This is a genomic window from Shinella sp. GW821-FHT10F02 (assembly GCF_058809275.1).
On record NZ_JBXASL010000004.1, the window covers coordinates 218,522 to 235,161 of the forward strand.

The 16,640-nt window shown below is 55.3% G+C and carries 17 protein-coding genes, 1 tRNA gene and 2 pseudogenes; 8 read left to right on the forward strand and 12 right to left on the reverse strand.

Features of this window, described 5'->3' with window-relative positions:
• The first annotated feature begins 66 nt into the window (after window positions 1–66).
• Window positions 67–142 (forward strand) — tRNA-Phe (locus tag AC1RWL_RS14185).
• Between the two features lie 189 nt (window positions 143–331).
• Window positions 332–1,648: a tyrosine-type recombinase/integrase gene (locus tag AC1RWL_RS14190; protein ID WP_493095048.1), complete on the forward strand. Its 1,317-nt coding sequence runs from the start codon at window positions 332–334 to the stop codon at window positions 1,646–1,648.
• A gap of 9 nt (window positions 1,649–1,657) precedes the next feature.
• Here AC1RWL_RS14190 and AC1RWL_RS14195 read toward each other — a convergent pair whose 3' ends face one another.
• Both AC1RWL_RS14195 and AC1RWL_RS14200 read right to left on the reverse strand, forming a co-directional pair.
• Complete coding sequence (locus AC1RWL_RS14195; RefSeq protein WP_493095049.1) at window positions 1,658–2,185, reverse strand: hypothetical protein; 528 nt, start codon at window positions 2,183–2,185, stop codon at window positions 1,658–1,660.
• Window positions 2,115–3,278 carry a recombinase family protein gene (locus tag AC1RWL_RS14200; RefSeq protein ID WP_493095051.1) on the reverse strand — a complete coding sequence of 388 codons (1,164 nt, stop codon included), beginning with the start codon at window positions 3,276–3,278 and terminating at the stop codon, window positions 2,115–2,117. The genes AC1RWL_RS14195 and AC1RWL_RS14200 overlap by 71 nt, the downstream gene beginning before the upstream one ends.
• 272 nt (window positions 3,279–3,550) lie before the next feature.
• On the opposite strand from AC1RWL_RS14200, the pseudogene AC1RWL_RS14205 reads away from it, so the two are divergent.
• Both AC1RWL_RS14205 and AC1RWL_RS14210 read left to right on the forward strand, forming a co-directional pair.
• Window positions 3,551–4,117 (forward strand): annotated as a pseudogene (locus tag AC1RWL_RS14205) (flagellin N-terminal helical domain-containing protein); the annotation flags it as partial.
• A gap of 801 nt (window positions 4,118–4,918) precedes the next feature.
• Window positions 4,919–5,230, forward strand: a pseudogene (locus AC1RWL_RS14210) (flagellin); the annotation flags it as partial.
• A 23-nt stretch (window positions 5,231–5,253) separates the two neighbouring features.
• Here the strand turns inward: AC1RWL_RS14210 and AC1RWL_RS14215 are convergent.
• Complete coding sequence (locus tag AC1RWL_RS14215) at window positions 5,254–6,498, reverse strand: helix-turn-helix domain-containing protein (RefSeq protein WP_493095052.1); 1,245 nt, start codon at window positions 6,496–6,498, stop codon at window positions 5,254–5,256.
• Between the two features lie 525 nt (window positions 6,499–7,023).
• Between AC1RWL_RS14215 and AC1RWL_RS14220 the strand changes: the two genes are divergently transcribed.
• Together AC1RWL_RS14220 and AC1RWL_RS14225 are read left to right on the forward strand one after the other, a co-directional pair.
• A complete protein-coding gene (locus AC1RWL_RS14220; protein ID WP_493095053.1) occupies window positions 7,024–7,470 on the forward strand; it encodes a DUF6641 family protein in 447 nt (148 codons plus the stop codon).
• 187 nt (window positions 7,471–7,657) lie between these two features.
• Window positions 7,658–8,584 (forward strand): DUF2958 domain-containing protein, encoded by a 927-nt coding sequence (locus AC1RWL_RS14225; protein ID WP_493095054.1) that lies wholly within the window; start codon window positions 7,658–7,660, stop codon window positions 8,582–8,584.
• A 56-nt stretch (window positions 8,585–8,640) separates the two neighbouring features.
• Here the strand turns inward: AC1RWL_RS14225 and AC1RWL_RS14230 are convergent, their stop codons facing one another.
• The 6 genes from AC1RWL_RS14230 to AC1RWL_RS14255 form a co-directional block, all read right to left on the reverse strand.
• Window positions 8,641–9,060, reverse strand: coding sequence for a hypothetical protein (locus tag AC1RWL_RS14230; protein ID WP_493095055.1), 420 nt, complete (start codon window positions 9,058–9,060; stop codon window positions 8,641–8,643).
• Between the two features lie 5 nt (window positions 9,061–9,065).
• Window positions 9,066–9,368, reverse strand: coding sequence for a hypothetical protein (locus tag AC1RWL_RS14235; protein WP_493095056.1), 303 nt, complete (start codon window positions 9,366–9,368; stop codon window positions 9,066–9,068).
• A 75-nt stretch (window positions 9,369–9,443) separates the two neighbouring features.
• Window positions 9,444–10,127 (reverse strand): AAA family ATPase, encoded by a 684-nt coding sequence (locus tag AC1RWL_RS14240; RefSeq protein WP_493095057.1) that lies wholly within the window; start codon window positions 10,125–10,127, stop codon window positions 9,444–9,446.
• 53 nt (window positions 10,128–10,180) lie between these two features.
• Window positions 10,181–10,963 (reverse strand): hypothetical protein, encoded by a 783-nt coding sequence (locus tag AC1RWL_RS14245; protein WP_493095058.1) that lies wholly within the window; start codon window positions 10,961–10,963, stop codon window positions 10,181–10,183.
• 68 nt (window positions 10,964–11,031) lie between these two features.
• Window positions 11,032–11,985, reverse strand: a complete 954-nt coding sequence (locus tag AC1RWL_RS14250) for a hypothetical protein (RefSeq protein ID WP_493095059.1) — start codon at window positions 11,983–11,985, stop codon at window positions 11,032–11,034.
• Between the two features lie 332 nt (window positions 11,986–12,317).
• Window positions 12,318–12,905 carry a hypothetical protein gene (locus AC1RWL_RS14255; protein WP_493095060.1) on the reverse strand — a complete coding sequence of 196 codons (588 nt, stop codon included), beginning with the start codon at window positions 12,903–12,905 and terminating at the stop codon, window positions 12,318–12,320.
• Between the two features lie 91 nt (window positions 12,906–12,996).
• On the opposite strand from AC1RWL_RS14255, the gene AC1RWL_RS14260 reads away from it, so the two are divergent.
• On the forward strand, window positions 12,997–13,407 hold the full coding sequence (locus AC1RWL_RS14260; protein WP_493095061.1) for a DUF6626 family protein: 411 nt from the start codon (window positions 12,997–12,999) through the stop codon (window positions 13,405–13,407).
• Between the two features lie 32 nt (window positions 13,408–13,439).
• Here the strand turns inward: AC1RWL_RS14260 and AC1RWL_RS14265 are convergent, their stop codons facing one another.
• The 3 genes from AC1RWL_RS14265 to AC1RWL_RS14275 all read right to left on the reverse strand — a co-directional run bounded on the left by AC1RWL_RS14265 (window position 13,440) and on the right by AC1RWL_RS14275 (window position 15,561).
• A complete protein-coding gene (locus AC1RWL_RS14265; protein ID WP_493095062.1) occupies window positions 13,440–14,009 on the reverse strand; it encodes a tyrosine-type recombinase/integrase in 570 nt (189 codons plus the stop codon).
• A gap of 233 nt (window positions 14,010–14,242) precedes the next feature.
• The gene (locus AC1RWL_RS14270) at window positions 14,243–15,175 is read right to left on the reverse strand and encodes an HNH endonuclease (protein WP_493158385.1); all 933 of its coding nucleotides are present in this window, start codon (window positions 15,173–15,175) and stop codon (window positions 14,243–14,245) included.
• A 44-nt stretch (window positions 15,176–15,219) separates the two neighbouring features.
• Window positions 15,220–15,561 (reverse strand): nucleotide pyrophosphohydrolase, encoded by a 342-nt coding sequence (locus AC1RWL_RS14275; RefSeq protein WP_493095064.1) that lies wholly within the window; start codon window positions 15,559–15,561, stop codon window positions 15,220–15,222.
• A 174-nt stretch (window positions 15,562–15,735) separates the two neighbouring features.
• On the opposite strand from AC1RWL_RS14275, the gene AC1RWL_RS14280 reads away from it, so the two are divergent.
• Window positions 15,736–16,614, forward strand: a complete 879-nt coding sequence (locus AC1RWL_RS14280) for a hypothetical protein (protein WP_493158387.1) — start codon at window positions 15,736–15,738, stop codon at window positions 16,612–16,614.
• Window positions 16,615–16,640: the final 26 nt, after the last annotated feature.

Genomic DNA, 16,640 nt, shown 5'->3' on the forward strand with positions numbered 1-16,640 from the left:
ATAACCCCGCTCGCTTCCGGGGCGCAACCAAACGCCCCACGGATTTCAAACCGAAATCCACCAGATGCCCGGATAGCTCAGTTGGTAGAGCAGCGGATTGAAAATCCGCGTGTCGGTGGTTCAAATCCGCCTCCGGGCACCATTAAGCCCTTAAAATCATTGAATTTTCGAAAAGCTCTTTGAGCCCGCTTGTGCTGGAAATACGCTAGCACACGTCTAGCACACCCCGCAAAATTGCTCTTTTCCTTCAAGGCCCGCCATGCCTGACCCGGCTTCGGGTTAGCGCAGCTTTAACGCAGGGTGCGCTACCAACGTAGCGTTCGGAGGCCCCATGTTGCAGCGCGCGAAACACCCTAAACAACCCTTTGTTCTTTTCCAGCGCCCTGGCGGCACAATCTGGTCGGTGCGCTTTTCCGCTGGCGGCAAGCAAATCAGAAAAAGCCTAGAAACAGACAACTATGATGAAGCGCATCATCTGGCCTACCAGATATGGAGCGAGGCGAACTATCGGGTGAAGAACGGCTTCACGGCCGTCGTTCGCCCGTTTGAGGTGGTCGCTGAGGAATTCATCAAGCTCGTCATCGCGGAAAGCGAGCGTGACGACCGTAGCGAATATCACCCAAGAGATTGGCCGCCCGTCATCCGTAGATATCTGGTGGGCTTCTTCGGAGACAAACCGATCGACACGATCCGCGAGCCGGATATCGAACGCTACGTTGAATGGCGGCGGACCTATTGGACGACCGGGCCGGGCAAGGACATTCAGTATATTCGCTATGAACGCGACGGAAAAATTCTGCGGCGTTCCGCGAAGCATCAAATCCCTTCGATCAGCCGCCAGAGGGGCGAACTGACCATCGTGCGCGCTCTTTTTAAACAGGCCTTGAAATGGGGATACTGCGGAAAGCTCGATATTGCCGACATCAAGGTTCGCAAGCGTGTCGACAACAGTCGCCCGAGCTTCACACCGGAAGAATTCGAGACGTTCATCGGCACAAGCCTGCAACGCATCTACCCTGATCACAGCGGGCAGGGAAAACTGATCCGTGGCAAGGACGGCCGGGTATGGCGGCAATTCCGGCAAAACATGCACGTCATCGCCGACCGGCTGAAACTTCACGCCCATATCGAAATCGCCTCTGGCAGCGGAATGCGGCCAACAGAGCTTAAGAACCTCAATTGGGGCCATGTCGTCGGCTTTCGTTCCGCCCGGCAAGGCAAGCTGGAAGATCAGGATGTTCGCTTCCAGGTGCAAGGCAAAGGCAAGCACGGCGCAGTGGTCCCACAATTATCCGTCATTCCTTGGCTTCATGCGCTCTGGGATGCTTTCGAGCGGGAAGTCGGACGCGAACCAAATGATGATGATCCTGTTTTCGCCGATCATCACGGCCAACGCATTCAGAGCTTCAAGAAAGGCTTCTCCGAGCTATTGAAGGTCTGCAATCTACAGACGGATTTTCGCGGCGTGGCACGCACCACCTATTCGCTGCGGCACTACTACATCTCGGAGATGATCGCTCGCGGCGTCGATGTCTACGACATCGCCCGAAACACGAGAACGTCGATTGCGATGATCGACAAACACTATGGTCAAGTCAGCACCGAGCGCCGCAAGGATCAATTGAGGCCGGATCATAAGGAGTGGTGAGCGCCGAGTTCACGCTGCGAATGCCCGGAAATGTCCGCTGACCTGCCCCTCGATCACCCTGTAGGCGGTCACACCGTTTTCTACGACAACGACCGCGTAGTAGCTGCCGCTATCAAAGCTGATCTCGCTGACCAGCTCCCTGATCGCGGCATGCGCCTCTGACCGAAGATCATAACGAGCAGCGTCGTCGGCTTGTCTCCATGCGTCTCGCAGCGTGCCAATGCGGTCGCAGGTTTCTGTAGGGCTATCATGCCGAATTGACCTGCGCTGGCGTTCTGCCTGCTGGTGCCGTAGCTCGGCTTCGACGGCCTTCCGTTCGCTTTGCCGGGCTTTCAGTAGATCAACGATAGCGTCCAGTGGTTCGCAATCGTCCTCGATTACTTCTGCCAGCCGCTGCTCTTTCCGGCGAAGCTCTTCCAATTGCAGGGCCAGTTCGGCAATCGTCTCGTCAATCTCCCGATGCGCATCATCGAGCCGTGCAGCGTGCAGCGTCTCTGCGAGATTGAGTTCCTTGGATGGCGACCTCCAGCGGCTCATATCGGAAGTGCCGGTTGCCATCGGCGCAACGATGACCGCGAACATAGTTCGCGCAGACCAGATAGCGACCGTTCTCGTTGCCTTTGACCCGGCTCATCTTCATCGTCATCGACCCACCGCAATGGGCGCAGTGGCAGAGGCCGGTGAAGAGATTGGCGAATGTGCTGCCCTTGCGTCCGGGTTTGCCCGGATTGCTCCGCAGGGCCTGCACCCGCAGGAACAAATCCTTGTCGATAGCAGCGGGAAAATAGTCGGCAATCGGATCGCCATCCGGCACGCGCTTTCCGTCAACGATCCGATGCGGCTGGAACGTGCCGATGACATCCTGCCGGGTGAGCAGCGCCTTGATGACACTCTGATACCATCCGTCCTTGCTCTTGAAGGCGGGAACGCCATCCGCATTGAGCTTGCGTGCAATCACAGTCGCACCGAGGCCGCGCGTTGCCATCTCATAGATCACCTTCACCGTTTCGGCATGGTGGTTCAGCGTGAACTCGTAGCGGCTCGCATCGATCCGCTTGGCGTCGATCCATCCGGGCGTGATGCTGGTGATATGGCCCTTGCCTTCGCGGGCGAATTCCCGCTTGCGCTTAGCAACCGCGCTGATGCGCTCGCTCTTCGTCTGGCTCTCCTCATGACCGCGCGACATGACTGCAAGGCCGATGATAAGCTTGGTCCAATCGCCGTTGAGCCGGTCGCGGCTGTAAACCTGCCGATCGTCGCCCAGCGTCACGATGACGATGCCCGCATTGATGATTGCCATGAACAGCGTCAGCGCATCCGGCACGGCTTCGCGCGATAGCCGGTCGAGGCTTTCGATCAGCAGATAGCTGCCCTTTGGGATTTGCCCGCTCTCGACCATCGCAAGGAACCGACCGAGCGCGCCGGTCTTGAAGTTCCTGCCCTTCCACGCGCTGACGCCCAGGTCCTGCAAGCTGTCGTCCAGAAGCAGAGAGTGTTCGTCCGCAAACGCCTTCGACCGCTCAAGCTGCCGGCGCAGGCTATCCCCGCGAAGCTGCTTACGCGTGCTCATACGGACGTAGGAATAGGCGCGGATCGGAAAGGTGCTGTTGTTGGTGTCTTCGGTGCCCATGACGGCCTCCCCATGTTGCGATCCGCTAACATGGGGCTATCGGGCGGGCGAGCATGAGGGAGTGCGGGGTGCAAATGGCAGCACCGGCGTAAGGCTGCGGCTAGCGGAAAGGAGGTGTCGGGGATCGAAAGAAAGCCGACGCAAATCACCACAGCTCTCAGCAACGGTTGTGACGCCGCAATGGTTAACGAGGCGTTAACGCGAGTTGAGCGCAATGCAACTTGAGCGGACGCTGGTTCGGCTGGCGGGGAACATCACCGCAGGCTTCAAGCATGACCAGCATTCTGACCAACACCTCCGCAATGGCCGCGCTGGAAACCCTGCGCATGATCGGCAGCAACATGGCCGAGACACAGCGGCAGGTCAGTTCCGGGCTGCGGGTCCAGATCGCAGCGGACAATTCAGCGTATTGGTCGATCTCCACAACCATGCGCTCCGACAACATGGCGCTTTCTGCCGTCTCGGATGCGCTCGGGCTCGGCGCTGCAAAGATCGATGTCGCCTATTCGGGTCTCGATGCGACCATAGACGTGCTCGCAGAGTTCCGGGCAAAGCTGGTTGCCGCCAAGGAAGATGGCGTGGACAGAGCCAAGATCCAGACCGAGCTTGACCAGTTCAAGGAGCAATTCGTTTCCATCGCAACATCCGCCAGCTTCAACGGCGTCAACTGGCTGAACACAGATGCTTCGCAGGACCTCAACGTGCTATCAGGATTGCCGACCAGCATCACCTCGTCTTTCATCCGGTCTGCTGGCGGCAATGTGCATGTCGGTACCACAGAAATCGACATGGCCGATCTCAGCCTGTTCAATGTCGGTGGCGGCGGCGCGTTGCAGAAGGATATTCGTTCGCTTGGCGATATCGGCGGGTTTCGCGGCGCAAACACCAACCAGCAGAGCAGCCGCGCCCAAAGCTACTATGCGTTCTCCGGCCCCTTCACGCTCGGAGCCGCCGACACGATCACCCTGGACGTCATGGTCGATGACAGCCCTCTCGCTCCCGGCGTCAGCCATACATTGGTGATCGACCGGGCGGCTGTCGATGCCGCGCTTGGCATGGGCGATGGGATCGTAGCGACCGCACAGGACTTTGGTGCCATTCTCGATCATGTATTCACTGCCAATACCGTCCCGGCTTCTGCTGGATGGGCTGGCGGCAACATCCTGGTTATCTCAAGCGCGGAAACGACAGGACTGCCCGGATCGAGCATCGAGATTGCCAGCGTTACATCGAACTTCGGTTCGGGCAGCTTCGGTGCGGGTCTCGAAAACACACCGCTGTCCGAATTCAACAACCAATATCCGCAATGGAGCTTCAGCTTCACCGGGCCGTTTACGATCTATCGCGATATCGAGTTCAGCTTCGACATTCAGGTAGGCAGCGATCCGGCAACGACGATCACCGTGACGCGCGATATGGTCGATCTCGTAATGGGAACGACAGATGGCAGGGTTCCGTCTGAGGGAGCTTTTGCGGCGCTTCTCGATTATGTTCTGGAGGGACACGGCCTGGATGCCGCACCGATAGCAGGCGGTGTCGTCTTCGACATCGACAAGACGCTGTATCCGAATGCGGGGAGCCGGGCCTATATGCGCATCGGTAATGTCGGTGACAATCTCGGCCCTGCGCCGGATTTCGACATTCTGGACGTCGATATCACCGACCCCGCCAACGATCTCGACAACTATCTGTTCGGCGTCGATGCCATGCTGGAGAAGGTCATATCAGGGGCAAGCACGCTCGGCGCGGTCAAGACGCGCATCGACATGCAAAGTGAGTTCGCGCAAGCCCTCATGGCATCCATCGACAAGGGCATTGGCCGTCTTGTCGATGCCGACATGAACGAAGCTTCGACGCGGCTCAAGGCGCTCCAGACGCAAGAACAGCTTGCTATCCAGTCCTTGCAGATCGCCAACAGCAACGCCGAGAATATCATGCAGTTGTTCCGGTAGTGATAGCATCATTGTCACATCCGCTAGCCAATCTCGTCCTTCGTTGGGGGAGGTTCGAACGCTGCATGAAACTGATCTCGCCATTCTGGCGAGACATGAAACTTCTTGATCATCGCAAAATAGACAGCCGCCATACCACAAGACCAGACAGCATGCTTCTTGATAAAATTAGTCGCTCCTGTCGGCGTCGCTGGAATTGCGCGCAACTCCATAGTTTCCTCTTTTTCATCGGCGTCCTGCCAAAGATCCTCGATCTGCCTAAACGTATAGGGAGCATCGACGTACGCGATAAAATTCCATTGGTAATATTCGAGATCGACGCCAAATCCGATCACGTTCACGTCGTCGAATGCAACGTCGAGGCCGAGCTCCGCCTTAAGAGCGCGAACGACGGCATCGTGGATGTATATTTGTGTGGCCTCCGGATGCCGCCGGTCTTTAACCGGGTTGATGCCTTCAACTACGCTTATATCCCATTCTCGGCTGCGATATTTTTCACGATCTGAACGGCGTGCCGTGATGAAATTAGCGCCGCCGTCGCAAAACACCACCACTGCTACACCAACACCCGATGCAAGCCATTCGATCGGTTGATCAAGAAAATTAAATTTCTTCATCGCGCTTTTTCGAAGATTTACTGCTGCGCTGCTCTTAGCAGTCACGTTGTTGGCATAACGTGAGCGTGAGAAATCGACTGAAAGCGTTTTTTTCTCTCTACCATCCTCAGATCGCCGCAGATGATATCTTGAAAGGCAAAAGGTTGGTCCGTCAAAAAACGGCTCGCCAAGCTCAGGATTTTTCTTCAGGCGTTCATTTTCTTCTTCAACGTGCCGCCGGTAGTTTAGGAACGACGGCGGCAGCTCTGGCTCGCTGTCCTTAAGGTTTCCCACCAAGGTTTCCGGCTCATAACGCCGGTCCGGAGCCGTATCGTATGCCAACCACAGTGTCTTAGTGGCGCCCAATCGCAAAGCTGCGCGCACTGAAGGACCGTAGACAGTCTCAAGATCATATTCATCTGCACTCGCGGTGGTTGACACATGTGCGTTGTCGTCAGCCTGAAAATAGCTTGCCGGTTTGTTTAAGGCTGCTGCGAGTTTTTGAAGATTTTTTTCCCTGACTATTCTTGTTTTCCCTAGCAGCATTTTCCTGATAGCCGGAGCCGTGAGTTCCGCCGCGTCTGCAAGCGCCCTTTCATCCATTTTCATTTGGCTCATTGCCGCACGAAGGCGCTTTGACAAAATGGTCTCAGTTTTTTCCTTGTTCGCCATAGCTCACTCTCACTGAAAGTTTCCGCAAAAGTATCGGTTACGCCTCAAAAACTGGCGCCTAATTTAGGGGTGCCTCAGATCGAAGAGGCATTCCGAAACTAAACTTAGGAGACCAAGATGTCGTATGCTCTTATCGCAATCTGCTACTTTCTTGTCACCTTCGCCGAATGGCCCTGCAAGAAGCGCCTTTCCTGGAGGAGAAAACTTTATCATTCGCGGCACCTCATCTCTCTCCTGATCGCAGTAACGTATCTCGGGATGTGCACCAACCACAATGTCACCTTCCCAACGATCATTGATTTCATCGGGATCACTTGGACGGAACTGGTAACCTAGGCGATATTCTGAATTGGCTCATGACCATCAAGACCCGCCACTCTGGCGGGTTTTCTCGTTTTTGACATTCGAGTTTAGAGAAGCGTTTTCTCACATTGGGATCGACAGTCAGGCTAACTCTTCGCTCGACCTTTTGGCAGACGGCTGTATCCGGGAAACGCGTTCAACGGTTTCGGAAAGGATCACAGCATGTCCCACCTCAAGGCTCTCAAGCTCACCTCCGCAGTCCCGGTTCGCGCTGCCGTCGATCCGGTGCAGCGTGCGCGGGAGAAGATGATCGCGGCGCTGGCCGAGCAGAAGCAGATGGCCGAGGCGAAGATCGCCGGTCAGGCGTTCACGCCCATGCATATCGTGCGCCAGAAGAACGCAGAAGGTGTCCGCGTCGAGGTCGAAACGGCCAAGCGTGTGCGTCAGGGCTGGTTCACTGATGGCAACGGCAAGGTGTTCTTCGCGTTCCGCTATGCGGGCAAGCCCATCGAATTCGCCAAGGACAAGAACGCCATCGAGGCGGGCGAGTTTTCCGCACTGCCGAAGGTCCTCGACACTCTCGTTGAAGCTGTCCGGGCTGGTGAACTCGATGCGCAACTGACCGCTGCAGCCGCCGAGCGCGGCCAGATGCTGCGCAAGCCGAAGTAAACCGCGTAGTTTTCGCGGGACAAGCATCCGAAGGCCATAGGATCATAAATGATCCTATGGCCTTCGCGCGTTCCGACCCTGCCGGAACGCTATCAAAGAGCGCCACGGACGCGCGCATGGGTCTCCGCGCTGTCGCATGCATATTTGCCCTTCGCCGCGTTCCTTGACGTCCCCGTGCGTCTGCGCGATGCGCGTTGCCAGCGGATGCAACGGCGATCAGCACGCGTCCCGCCAGCGCACCGGACGACGGCACTCTCTGCTCGCCCTTTGCGCCATCTGGAATTTTGTTTCGCCGAAATCGAGCGGAGACGAGATGCAGAATTCCTCAAACGACGATCACGACGAGAAGTCGCCACAGGCACATATCGACTTGGCCATGCTATTCATGACCGATCTGCATGTGGGGTCCGAACGCCTCTACAAGATTAAGCGCAAAGGCACGTCGCTGAACCTGCGATACGAGATCGACGGGGAATTGCACCACCGTAACTATCTTTCGGCGTTGTCATGGCGCGCAATCCTGCTGTTTGCGCTGAGCGATGGCAAAGCCGTCACCGTCCACGAGATGGATCGGCCCGGTCGATATCGACGGTTGTTCCCGAACACCCTGCTTCGTCGCCTGCATTGGCACGCGCGGCAGAAGGCAAATTTCCCGCCGGTTGCTCGGCTCTACGATCCGAATGGCGATGTCGTCATATTGCTGACCCGCAGCCGGCTGTGCGGGCATGCCGTCGATGCCCTGCATAACCTCACCGACGGCGGGCCGGTGTTTCAGCCTTTGTGGATTTCTGACATCATGGCGTTGCGCCCGATGCTCGGCATCGATCTCGTTCGCGACGAAACATTCTCGGCTTCCATGCCGATCAGCGCATATCTGGAAGCCGCCGCGATGACAGGCCGGATTGTCGAAGAGCCAGAGCTTGCCGTCTTGCGGATGACCGGCTGTGTGTCCCGGCTCGCAGCCCCGCCCCCATCGAAAGCGGCCCGAAGCGTTTTTGATCAGGCTTGCCGGGAAAATTCAGCCTGGAATGTGCTACCCGTTCAGTCGATCTATGACGACTATTTCTTTTCGCAGACGGCACCGCGTGATTTGGCTGACAGCCGAACGGTATAGGCGGCATTTTTGTGCACGAGAGAGGCCGCGGTCGGGGGCAACCGCGGAGCCCGTTATCAATCGAGAAGTGCAAGCTTGAACACCGTGGCTGCATCCTTACCTTGCCTATCATCAGCAAACATCGCAGCGAACCAGTGGTTCGCGTCGAAGCTGCCATCTATAGAACAGCGGAGATAAACCCCGTTGGGCGATGTCAGCTTCCAATCATTCAATATTTGATCTGGAAGGAGCCCGACATCGTCCGGATGATGCAGGAACGTCCAGCAACTTGGATACTCTACGGCGAATTCGGAAAGCTCCTGGATGAGGTTATCAAGATCAAGACCGTCGTCAAACGGCCAGTTTTCGTGGGCGTGGTGCCAACGCGACACCACACCCGCCCGGTGAACTTCCAAGGTTATCGTCAAAACGCTCCAGCCGCCCGTTGTTTCCAAGTCGCGGAGTAGATTGTCCCACCTTGCAGGTTTGAGGGTCATGGCAATTACTCTCTCGCCTTGCTGGCGAGATAAGCCGCGAACTCACTTCGATAGTTCGCAAGCACACTATCGTCCTCGTTGCGCATGTAGGCGTCATGCGGCGCTATATCACCAGCCTTCGCAGCCGCGTAGATGGGGTTCTTATCAAGCCAATCATCTGGAACGCTCTGGTCAAGCTTCATCTGAAGCACGACCATCCGGCAGCGGACTTCGTTGATTTCCTCGGCCAATGGCCCGTACATTTCATCCCACTCGGTTTGGTAACGATAGATCGCAGTCTCGGCATCAGCCAATACATCGCTAAGCATGGAATTGCTCCTTCAAGCTCTGATTTTCATCTGGGGAGGGATCCGGGGCCTATTTGACCCCGGATTTGTCGTGTTTCACGCCAACTTGGCGTCTTCAGCCGGATTGTTCCCTGTGGCCCGCATCCTGCGGAGAACAACCAGCTCCTCAAGGCGCTGGAACATCTGCCGATAGCTCAGCCCTCGGATGTAGGCATAATCGGCACCTAACACCTGCAAGAGCTTTTCGTCGGAAATGGCATCGCCTTCGGCCGCCAAAATCGTCTGCGCCAGCGGCAGAAGCTCACTAGGCATCGGCCACGGGCAGTGGACGAGTTTGCAACGGTCGCGAATGGGTCCGGCCAACTTCTCAAGATGATTGGTCGTCAGGATGAACAGCGTATACGGCATCAACCTGTCGATTTCGGCCTTGAGGGCATTTTGCGCCGAACCGGAAAAGCCATCCGCTTCATCGATGATGATGATGCTCAACTGCTTCTCGTTGAACTTCGTCACCGATGCGAATGTCGCGATTTTCTCGCGTACGGTGTCGATGGAATTCTCCATGCTGCCGTTGATAAAAAGGATATCGTGCTGCGACACGTCTGCGCAGAGATTTTCGGCAAGTATCCACGCGAAAGTAGTCTTGCCGGTTCCAGCCGGCCCATAAAGCAGGAGAGGCCGGGTGTTGTTGCCACCGACATAGCTTATTGCGGCAAGCTTTTGATCGAAGTGGCGAAAGTCGGACAGCACTTTCGGTCCGTAGGTGACGGCATAATTCATCGTAATCTCCATGTTCGGGAATTGTGGGGTGGCACATAGCCACCCCAGTAAGGTCAACCCTGTACGGCGTCTTCCATCGCAGCCTTGAGGCCGGTTGCCGCCACACCGTTGACGGCAACGGACAGGGTCTTGCTTTCGCTTTCCGGTGCCTCGGCGTCTTCGCTCTCGCTGGTCTTCGCGATGGCAGCGAAAACAGCGTTGAGAACCGCATCCGTATTCAGCGTGAACAGAATATCGTGGCCGCTATTCGGGTTGCGGCGGCTGATATGGACGAGGAAGCCATCGGCGCCATCCTTCATGTCCGCGGCCTGCGCAGCCGGGATGACAAAGACCGGAGTTTGCTGCTTACGCGCCTTCGCCTTGCCGATTTCGGAAGGTTTCTCGACCGACGACTTCGTCTTCTGGAGACGAATGTTCTCAATGCCGCCCTCATCCTTGATCCACTGGACCAGGTCTTCGGGGGCCTTCTTCTTCGCTTCCGCGGCTTCAAGGACCTTGCCGAGCGAACTTGCGCGGCGGCGATCCGTATCACCGAATACGATCTTGACGGCAAGCAAGGCCGAGGAGGTCGCCGCGTTCATGCTGATGTCGAAGATGTTGGCAACCTCACGAAGCTCTTCCGCAGTCGAGGACAGCTGAAGCCGATAGGTTTCGGCAAGGATTTCGTACTTGCGGCGATTGCTCACGGCAAGCTCACCGGCTTCCCACGCTTGGCGCGCGGCGCGCAGTGTGGTGACCTTGGACTTCAGGCTGGTTTCAGCCTGCATCTGTTCGGCCAGGTTGCGCGGGGCCGCAGGGGCGTTTGCAGCAACGTTCTTCTGCGTAGTTTCAGACATTTATCTCTCCTGTATGTCGTGATTGACAGCCAGAAGATCGCCCGGACCCACAAAATCATCACCGAATATTATTTTCGGAGGTTTCGTAGATATTCTTTTATTTTCAATGCTTTAGGCGCGGTCGATTTTTGAGGTCCGGTTTCCGACATGAGAAACGCATTGTATTTGCGCGCAACCTGCTCCGCCAAAGTCAAATCCAGGCGAAGGCGCTTGCTGTTCGGGCTGACCTGCACGGCGGCCTCGATGCAGATGGCCAGTCTCGCCGTGCGTGACTGGATGGCTTTCAAGGCAGGAAAGTTTGGAAGTGATGCCACGTAATAACGCTGTTCAAGCCTCTGAATATCGACAGAGGAAAAATGGCGGGCATCTCCCAATTCACATTCAACTTTCCGCAGAATGACACAAGCATCATAGGATGGCTTCGCGCGCATATCCGCGATGCGTTGCATAAATGGGCCGACTGCAACGGCGGAACCCTTCTTAAGCTTTCGCTCATAATAATAGCTGATCGCCTCGAACCGTTCTTGGGCCGACCCACGCAGAAAAAATGACCATGCTTCTATTTTGTTCTCATCAAGCGCCCGTTTAATGGCGCGTTCACGCGGAAACATGCCATCGTTGAGAAAGTCGTAAAGTGCTTTGCGAATAACCAAAGCACCTCGCGCCAAACGCTTAGGTGATAGTTTGATTTTGTCGGGAATTGGCCAAGGCTCCGGCCAGTAGAGCTTGATGAGCGCCAATTGCTGTAAGGTGAAACCTCGCAAGGGGATGTGCGGGGGTAACACCCTGCGGAATGGCCCTCGCCCTCTTCCGTAGCGTCCCGTAGGGTTTCTCTGTTTGATAAAGTGGTCGAGCCGTGCAGTTTCGTGAAGGAACCATAGCTGCTCGAACAGAGCTATAGCAGCAACGGTACTCATCGGCACAACGTCTGCCCGGAAAACATCGCGCAGACGTTGAACAGCAGGAACATGTGTATAGTGGGGGAAAATGGAGTGATCGACGTGGGGAGAAATGCTGGTCATGGCCGAGATTGCGATGAATTCCTTGCCAATTTATTGTAGCCGATAGTTTCGCTATGCGTCATCGGCAAAGCCATATGCGATGTTCGGGGGAGTTTCGATCCGGGCGGATCATTCGGTGGGATTTTCGATAGTCTTGATATTCGAGTGTTTGTCGTCTTCGACCGTATCAGGGTCGGCGCATGTGTTTCGAAGACGTTCTTGGTTCCTCTTGAACCTTGTCGTTTACTCATGGTTTTCAACTGCCGCTCTGGGAGAGCAGCAATCGTTATGTCAATCCGTACGCACGAGTGACCACCGGCGAGGCCAGGGTGGTGTCATTGCGGACGTATGTGTCAGGCAGCCATGAACTGCCGGGCAAGGACGACCTGATCCGGGCTGAATTGCATGCTGTTCATTTCTTTTGTGCAGTAGTCAGCCGCGCCGTCCACATCGTAGATCGATTGAAAATCCGTATCGCCGGATTGTGTCAGTCGGTTCCACTTCATCAGCGTCAGGACTTCAAGATCGTGGCTCTTCACGGCCGGAAAGCGCAGAAGCCCGTGGGCGTGAATATTCGTCTTGGTATGCTCGATAATGAAAAGACCGTCCGTACGCTGATCTGGTGAAATTTGGCTCCACTTCCGGCCGAGCAGCGCTCGATCCATCATGGCGAGATATTCGCCGATCAAACGTGTCATATCCAGCGTCTTCGATATCTCCGACACTTTCGGTTCGCCCTGATATCTCCACGTCAGCGCCTTGGGTGGTCTCTGATCCTTCTTCTCGCGAGGATCGGTCCTGGCCGTGTCATTCGTCGTCAGGGTGACAAAGGCAGTCGGCTGCATTTGCAGTCCAAGCTTCATATAGGCGTCCCGCAGACGCTGACGTTGTTCCTTGTTGTTATGCTCCATGCCGTCCTCCCGCTGCTCCTTCAGCAGCATCGTTCCGATAAATATCTCAGCTATTTAGCGGTCAGCAGCGGAAGTCTGCGTCAAACAGGTCAGAACCGCATGTATTGAAGGAGGGAGCGAAATGAGCAACGACATCGAATTTCTGGAAACCGTCTGCGAGCGCATGCAGCAGGTGGGGCTCGTGCAAAGCAAGGCCGATTTTTCGGCGCGGATGCTCGGCAAGGGGCCAAGTTATCTCACGTCGATGAGTGCGAGGGATCGAAAGGTGCCGGATGAGGTCATTGCCTATCTTGCCGGACAGCTTCAAGATGGTGTTGCCGGTGACGATGCAGCATTGGCAGGGCTTCACGAGGAAGCGACACGGCACGAACGCGACCGCAAGCACCGTGCCGATATGCTGGAATGGGTAGCTCGGCATCGCGCAACAGAACCGGTTCGGGACGAACCGCGACAGCGCCTGTCCAGCATTCCGCTATCCTTGAGAGAGAAGCTTTCGGGCTGGCTGGGGCGCGGTCGGGTGGTCATGCCCTGACAGATGAGCGGTCGTGTTTCCCAACAACCCGGCTACAGCAAATCGACCGCCGCCTTCATCATGTCGTCGCGTACATCTATGTATCGCTGCGTCGTTGTCAGGTTACGGTGGCCCGCGAGCGTCATGATGACCTTCGGGCTGACACCCGAATGTGCGAGCCTTGTGATGAACCAGCGCCGGCCGCTATGGGATGTGGCACCGTCGAGACCGGCGCTTCGGTAAAGCTGTCCCAGCAGTTGGCAGAGCGTATTCGCGGAGAACGCCGTGCGCTTCTGCGTCAGCAGCAACGGCATATCGGCTGCGCGGTCTTCGGACCATTCGTCCCGATGCCTTTCGATCTCCCGGCGCAGCTTGTCGTTCAGAAATACGACACGCGCATGCCCGCCCTTGGTGACTTCCGCGCTCAGACGCAATTGCTCGCGCACCTTGCCATCGCCGTCGATAACGTCGCGCACGGTCAGCGCGGCAATCTCGCCAACACGCAGCCCCGCGAGATGCGAAAGCATCAGCGCCAGCCGGTTGCGTCCCGCATGTTTCATCTGCGCGACAACGGCCAGCAGCCGCTTGAATTCCGCATCCGTTAAAACCCGAGCTTGCTTCATCAGAACCTCACGAAAGGCAGCGTTTCCATGCCGTTCGTTATGTTGCCGATGAGGGGAAAGGGCGAGCAGCGATTACGCGGCCGGAATTGCTCTACGGGTTCAATGGCTAAGGGCCGTTTGGAGCGGAAACCTCAGGAAATATGCATTTCATTAGGTGTAAAGAATTTGGACCTTTGGACTACCTGGAGCATACTACGATCATGCGCCGATTACTAAAACCGCGTAACCAGCCCTTAAACGCCATGTATGCCTTGTGCCCGATCGAACATTATTCCAGCTCCAGCTACTGCGTTGCCGACCAGGCAAGCAGTAGGCGGTGAGGCGCTAAGGTCAACATCAAGCCGCATACCCAGACGTTCAACAAGTGGACTGATGTCCTTGTGCTGCTGTCGCCATTCCGCATATCCCTTCACAGAAGGACCGCCTACATTGATGACAAACTCATGGCCAAAAAGAATAAAGGCCAAGAACGTCTCTCGTCGCTTTGTAATGAATAAATCGAGGCTATAGCCAGCCTGAACCCACGCGCTGGTTTCAGGATGGTGCATCATAGTTTCTTCGGGAAACACGCTGCGATAGCAATATGGCCAATCATCGAAATTGTCGCCAAATCGAGCCCACCTTCGAATTGGCTCCCAGTGGTCGTCATCTATCAAGAGGTCAATCAACTGAGGGGCATGAAGAAAGCGAAGACTGAGCAACTCCAAGGCCATTTTCGCGAGCAATCTCGACATAAGTTTCTTGGGTGGATCCATCCGCCGTTCAAATAAAAAGGCCGTTTTTTTCTTCGATTGCTCGTTTGCACGTATTTTTTGATGAAACTCCTCGGCTTGCCCTGCGCGCTCGGATTGGATTTCAACGACACCGTTCCTCAGGCGGAGCTCAATCTCAATTTCCGTTCCGGCAAGAAACCCGTATAAAGATGGAGTGCGGCCTCTTTTGTTTGGCACCTGATACCAAGCACGAAGATTGCGAAATGAATGGTCAGCCAGTAAGGGCTGCTCGATCTTGCGCGCAAAGTAATTATTGCACTGGTCGCACACGAAACCGCGCGGTAAAACAGCCCGTGTGTTACCAAGCGACTGTGGAACAATATGCTCGACACTTACTGATGCGCCGGAAGGTCGTTTGCAGAATATGCAGCGCATTATCGCCGGGAAACGCATGTTCGAGGAACTACAAGATATTAAGCTTACCTAATTATATAAATCTAAAATTTACCAGCCCTGCCAAATGTTTTATCTACGGGAAATCGATTTTCATTCTTCGCGATTTTTCGGAGAGCTTCTTCAATAGGATCAAGCCCGAGCCGATCAAAAAGCATCAAAATGTACAGTAGTACATCAGCGGCTTCATCTGCCACTAGCTCCTTTTTTAAATCGGCTGTATTATGGCCGTCCTCCCGCCATTGGAATAACTCTAGTAGCTCACCAGCTTCAATGCTCACAGAGATTGCAAGATCTTTGGGAGTATGGAAACGGCTCCAATCTCGGGCATCGCGAAATCGCCTAAGTTGGCGAATTACCTCGTCAATCTGCTCAGATTTATCCATGGCTAATGTGTTCCTGGTGAGCAACCGCATGTTGCGCGATGGCCACTATTCTGCTTAGGCTAACTCTACATGCATGTCCATATTTTGTGCTGAGACCGTACTTTGGCAGATGCTTATCTAAATATGGCCGAAACGGTACTCCGATCAACAGGCCTCCCTCTGCGCCCTTCTGAGATGATCGCGTTTGCCTATGCGAATAACATGTTGCCATGGCACCTTCATGGCGCTCGTCAGGACAAAACGCTACACGCTCGATTGAGCGAAGATATCGCTCGCAACCGGGAGACCTCGGTTTTCTGTCGCACCGCGCCCGGCACCTTCTTCCTACGCGAATTAATGAAAGGCTCGGCGGAAAAAATACCTGTTTTAACCGAATTCTATGCTCGCCCTCGAAAGAAGGAGCTGAAAAGAGATCACATTTTGACCGTTAAAGCAGGTGATCTCGCTTCCGAGGTCGAGGATGGAATAATCCTGCCGCTCCCCAAACTTCGGAGCCTTATACGAGACGGACGCTATTCATATCGGCCATTCTTGGAAGTCTCCCGCAACGAGGAGCTGATAGCCGTCCATAGCTTTGTCGTCGTATTTCATGAGTTGGAGGTTCTGTCCTTCCGAACAGGTAAATTCCGTCCCATAACAGACCCTCTATACGGCAGCCGAAGTGTCGGAATAGGTGGAGCGGTATTTGCGCAGGACGTCGATCTCCTTTTCGAGAGCATGGCTGGCGTGGTCGCGAATGGTATCGACGAACTGTGTTATGGCATCGGTTTGCCCATGCAACTTGCTGAACGAGCTCGATACGAAGATCAGATGAAGCCTTGGCTTGGGGTATTAATCAAAAAAGGACCACGACATCCAAACGTAATGCATGTGGTGATGGGTTACGCATGCCCTCCCGAATTCTCACCAACCAAAGCAGCCCTGTCGATCAATGATCTTCGCTGGATAGATTTAAGAAAGCCGGCAAATACCTTCGACCAGTATGACGAAACTTCCAAAGAGTTACTTTTGAAGGGAACGCTCGTATCTCTAATTAGAGGGTCAGCACTCTAATGAGCTCCGCCATACGCAGATCTAGG

Excerpts from the sequence above, each read along its gene's own strand:
- AC1RWL_RS14190 (WP_493095048.1), top strand. The coding sequence starts at position 332 with ATGTTGCAGCGCGCGAAACACCCTAAACAACCCTTTGTTCTTTTCCAG.
- AC1RWL_RS14195 (WP_493095049.1), bottom strand. The coding sequence starts at position 2,185 with ATGAGCCGCTGGAGGTCGCCATCCAAGGAACTCAATCTCGCAGAGACG.
- AC1RWL_RS14200 (WP_493095051.1), bottom strand. The coding sequence starts at position 3,278 with ATGGGCACCGAAGACACCAACAACAGCACCTTTCCGATCCGCGCCTAT.
- AC1RWL_RS14215 (WP_493095052.1), bottom strand. The coding sequence starts at position 6,498 with ATGGCGAACAAGGAAAAAACTGAGACCATTTTGTCAAAGCGCCTTCGT.
- AC1RWL_RS14220 (WP_493095053.1), top strand. The coding sequence starts at position 7,024 with ATGTCCCACCTCAAGGCTCTCAAGCTCACCTCCGCAGTCCCGGTTCGC.
- AC1RWL_RS14225 (WP_493095054.1), top strand. The coding sequence starts at position 7,658 with ATGCGCGTTGCCAGCGGATGCAACGGCGATCAGCACGCGTCCCGCCAG.
- AC1RWL_RS14230 (WP_493095055.1), bottom strand. The coding sequence starts at position 9,060 with ATGACCCTCAAACCTGCAAGGTGGGACAATCTACTCCGCGACTTGGAA.
- AC1RWL_RS14235 (WP_493095056.1), bottom strand. The coding sequence starts at position 9,368 with ATGCTTAGCGATGTATTGGCTGATGCCGAGACTGCGATCTATCGTTAC.
- AC1RWL_RS14240 (WP_493095057.1), bottom strand. The coding sequence starts at position 10,127 with ATGAATTATGCCGTCACCTACGGACCGAAAGTGCTGTCCGACTTTCGC.
- AC1RWL_RS14245 (WP_493095058.1), bottom strand. The coding sequence starts at position 10,963 with ATGTCTGAAACTACGCAGAAGAACGTTGCTGCAAACGCCCCTGCGGCC.
- AC1RWL_RS14250 (WP_493095059.1), bottom strand. The coding sequence starts at position 11,985 with ATGACCAGCATTTCTCCCCACGTCGATCACTCCATTTTCCCCCACTAT.
- AC1RWL_RS14255 (WP_493095060.1), bottom strand. The coding sequence starts at position 12,905 with ATGCTGCTGAAGGAGCAGCGGGAGGACGGCATGGAGCATAACAACAAG.
- AC1RWL_RS14260 (WP_493095061.1), top strand. The coding sequence starts at position 12,997 with ATGAGCAACGACATCGAATTTCTGGAAACCGTCTGCGAGCGCATGCAG.
- AC1RWL_RS14265 (WP_493095062.1), bottom strand. The coding sequence starts at position 14,009 with ATGAAGCAAGCTCGGGTTTTAACGGATGCGGAATTCAAGCGGCTGCTG.
- AC1RWL_RS14270 (WP_493158385.1), bottom strand. The coding sequence starts at position 15,175 with ATGCGTTTCCCGGCGATAATGCGCTGCATATTCTGCAAACGACCTTCC.
- AC1RWL_RS14275 (WP_493095064.1), bottom strand. The coding sequence starts at position 15,561 with ATGGATAAATCTGAGCAGATTGACGAGGTAATTCGCCAACTTAGGCGA.
- AC1RWL_RS14280 (WP_493158387.1), top strand. The coding sequence starts at position 15,736 with ATGATCGCGTTTGCCTATGCGAATAACATGTTGCCATGGCACCTTCAT.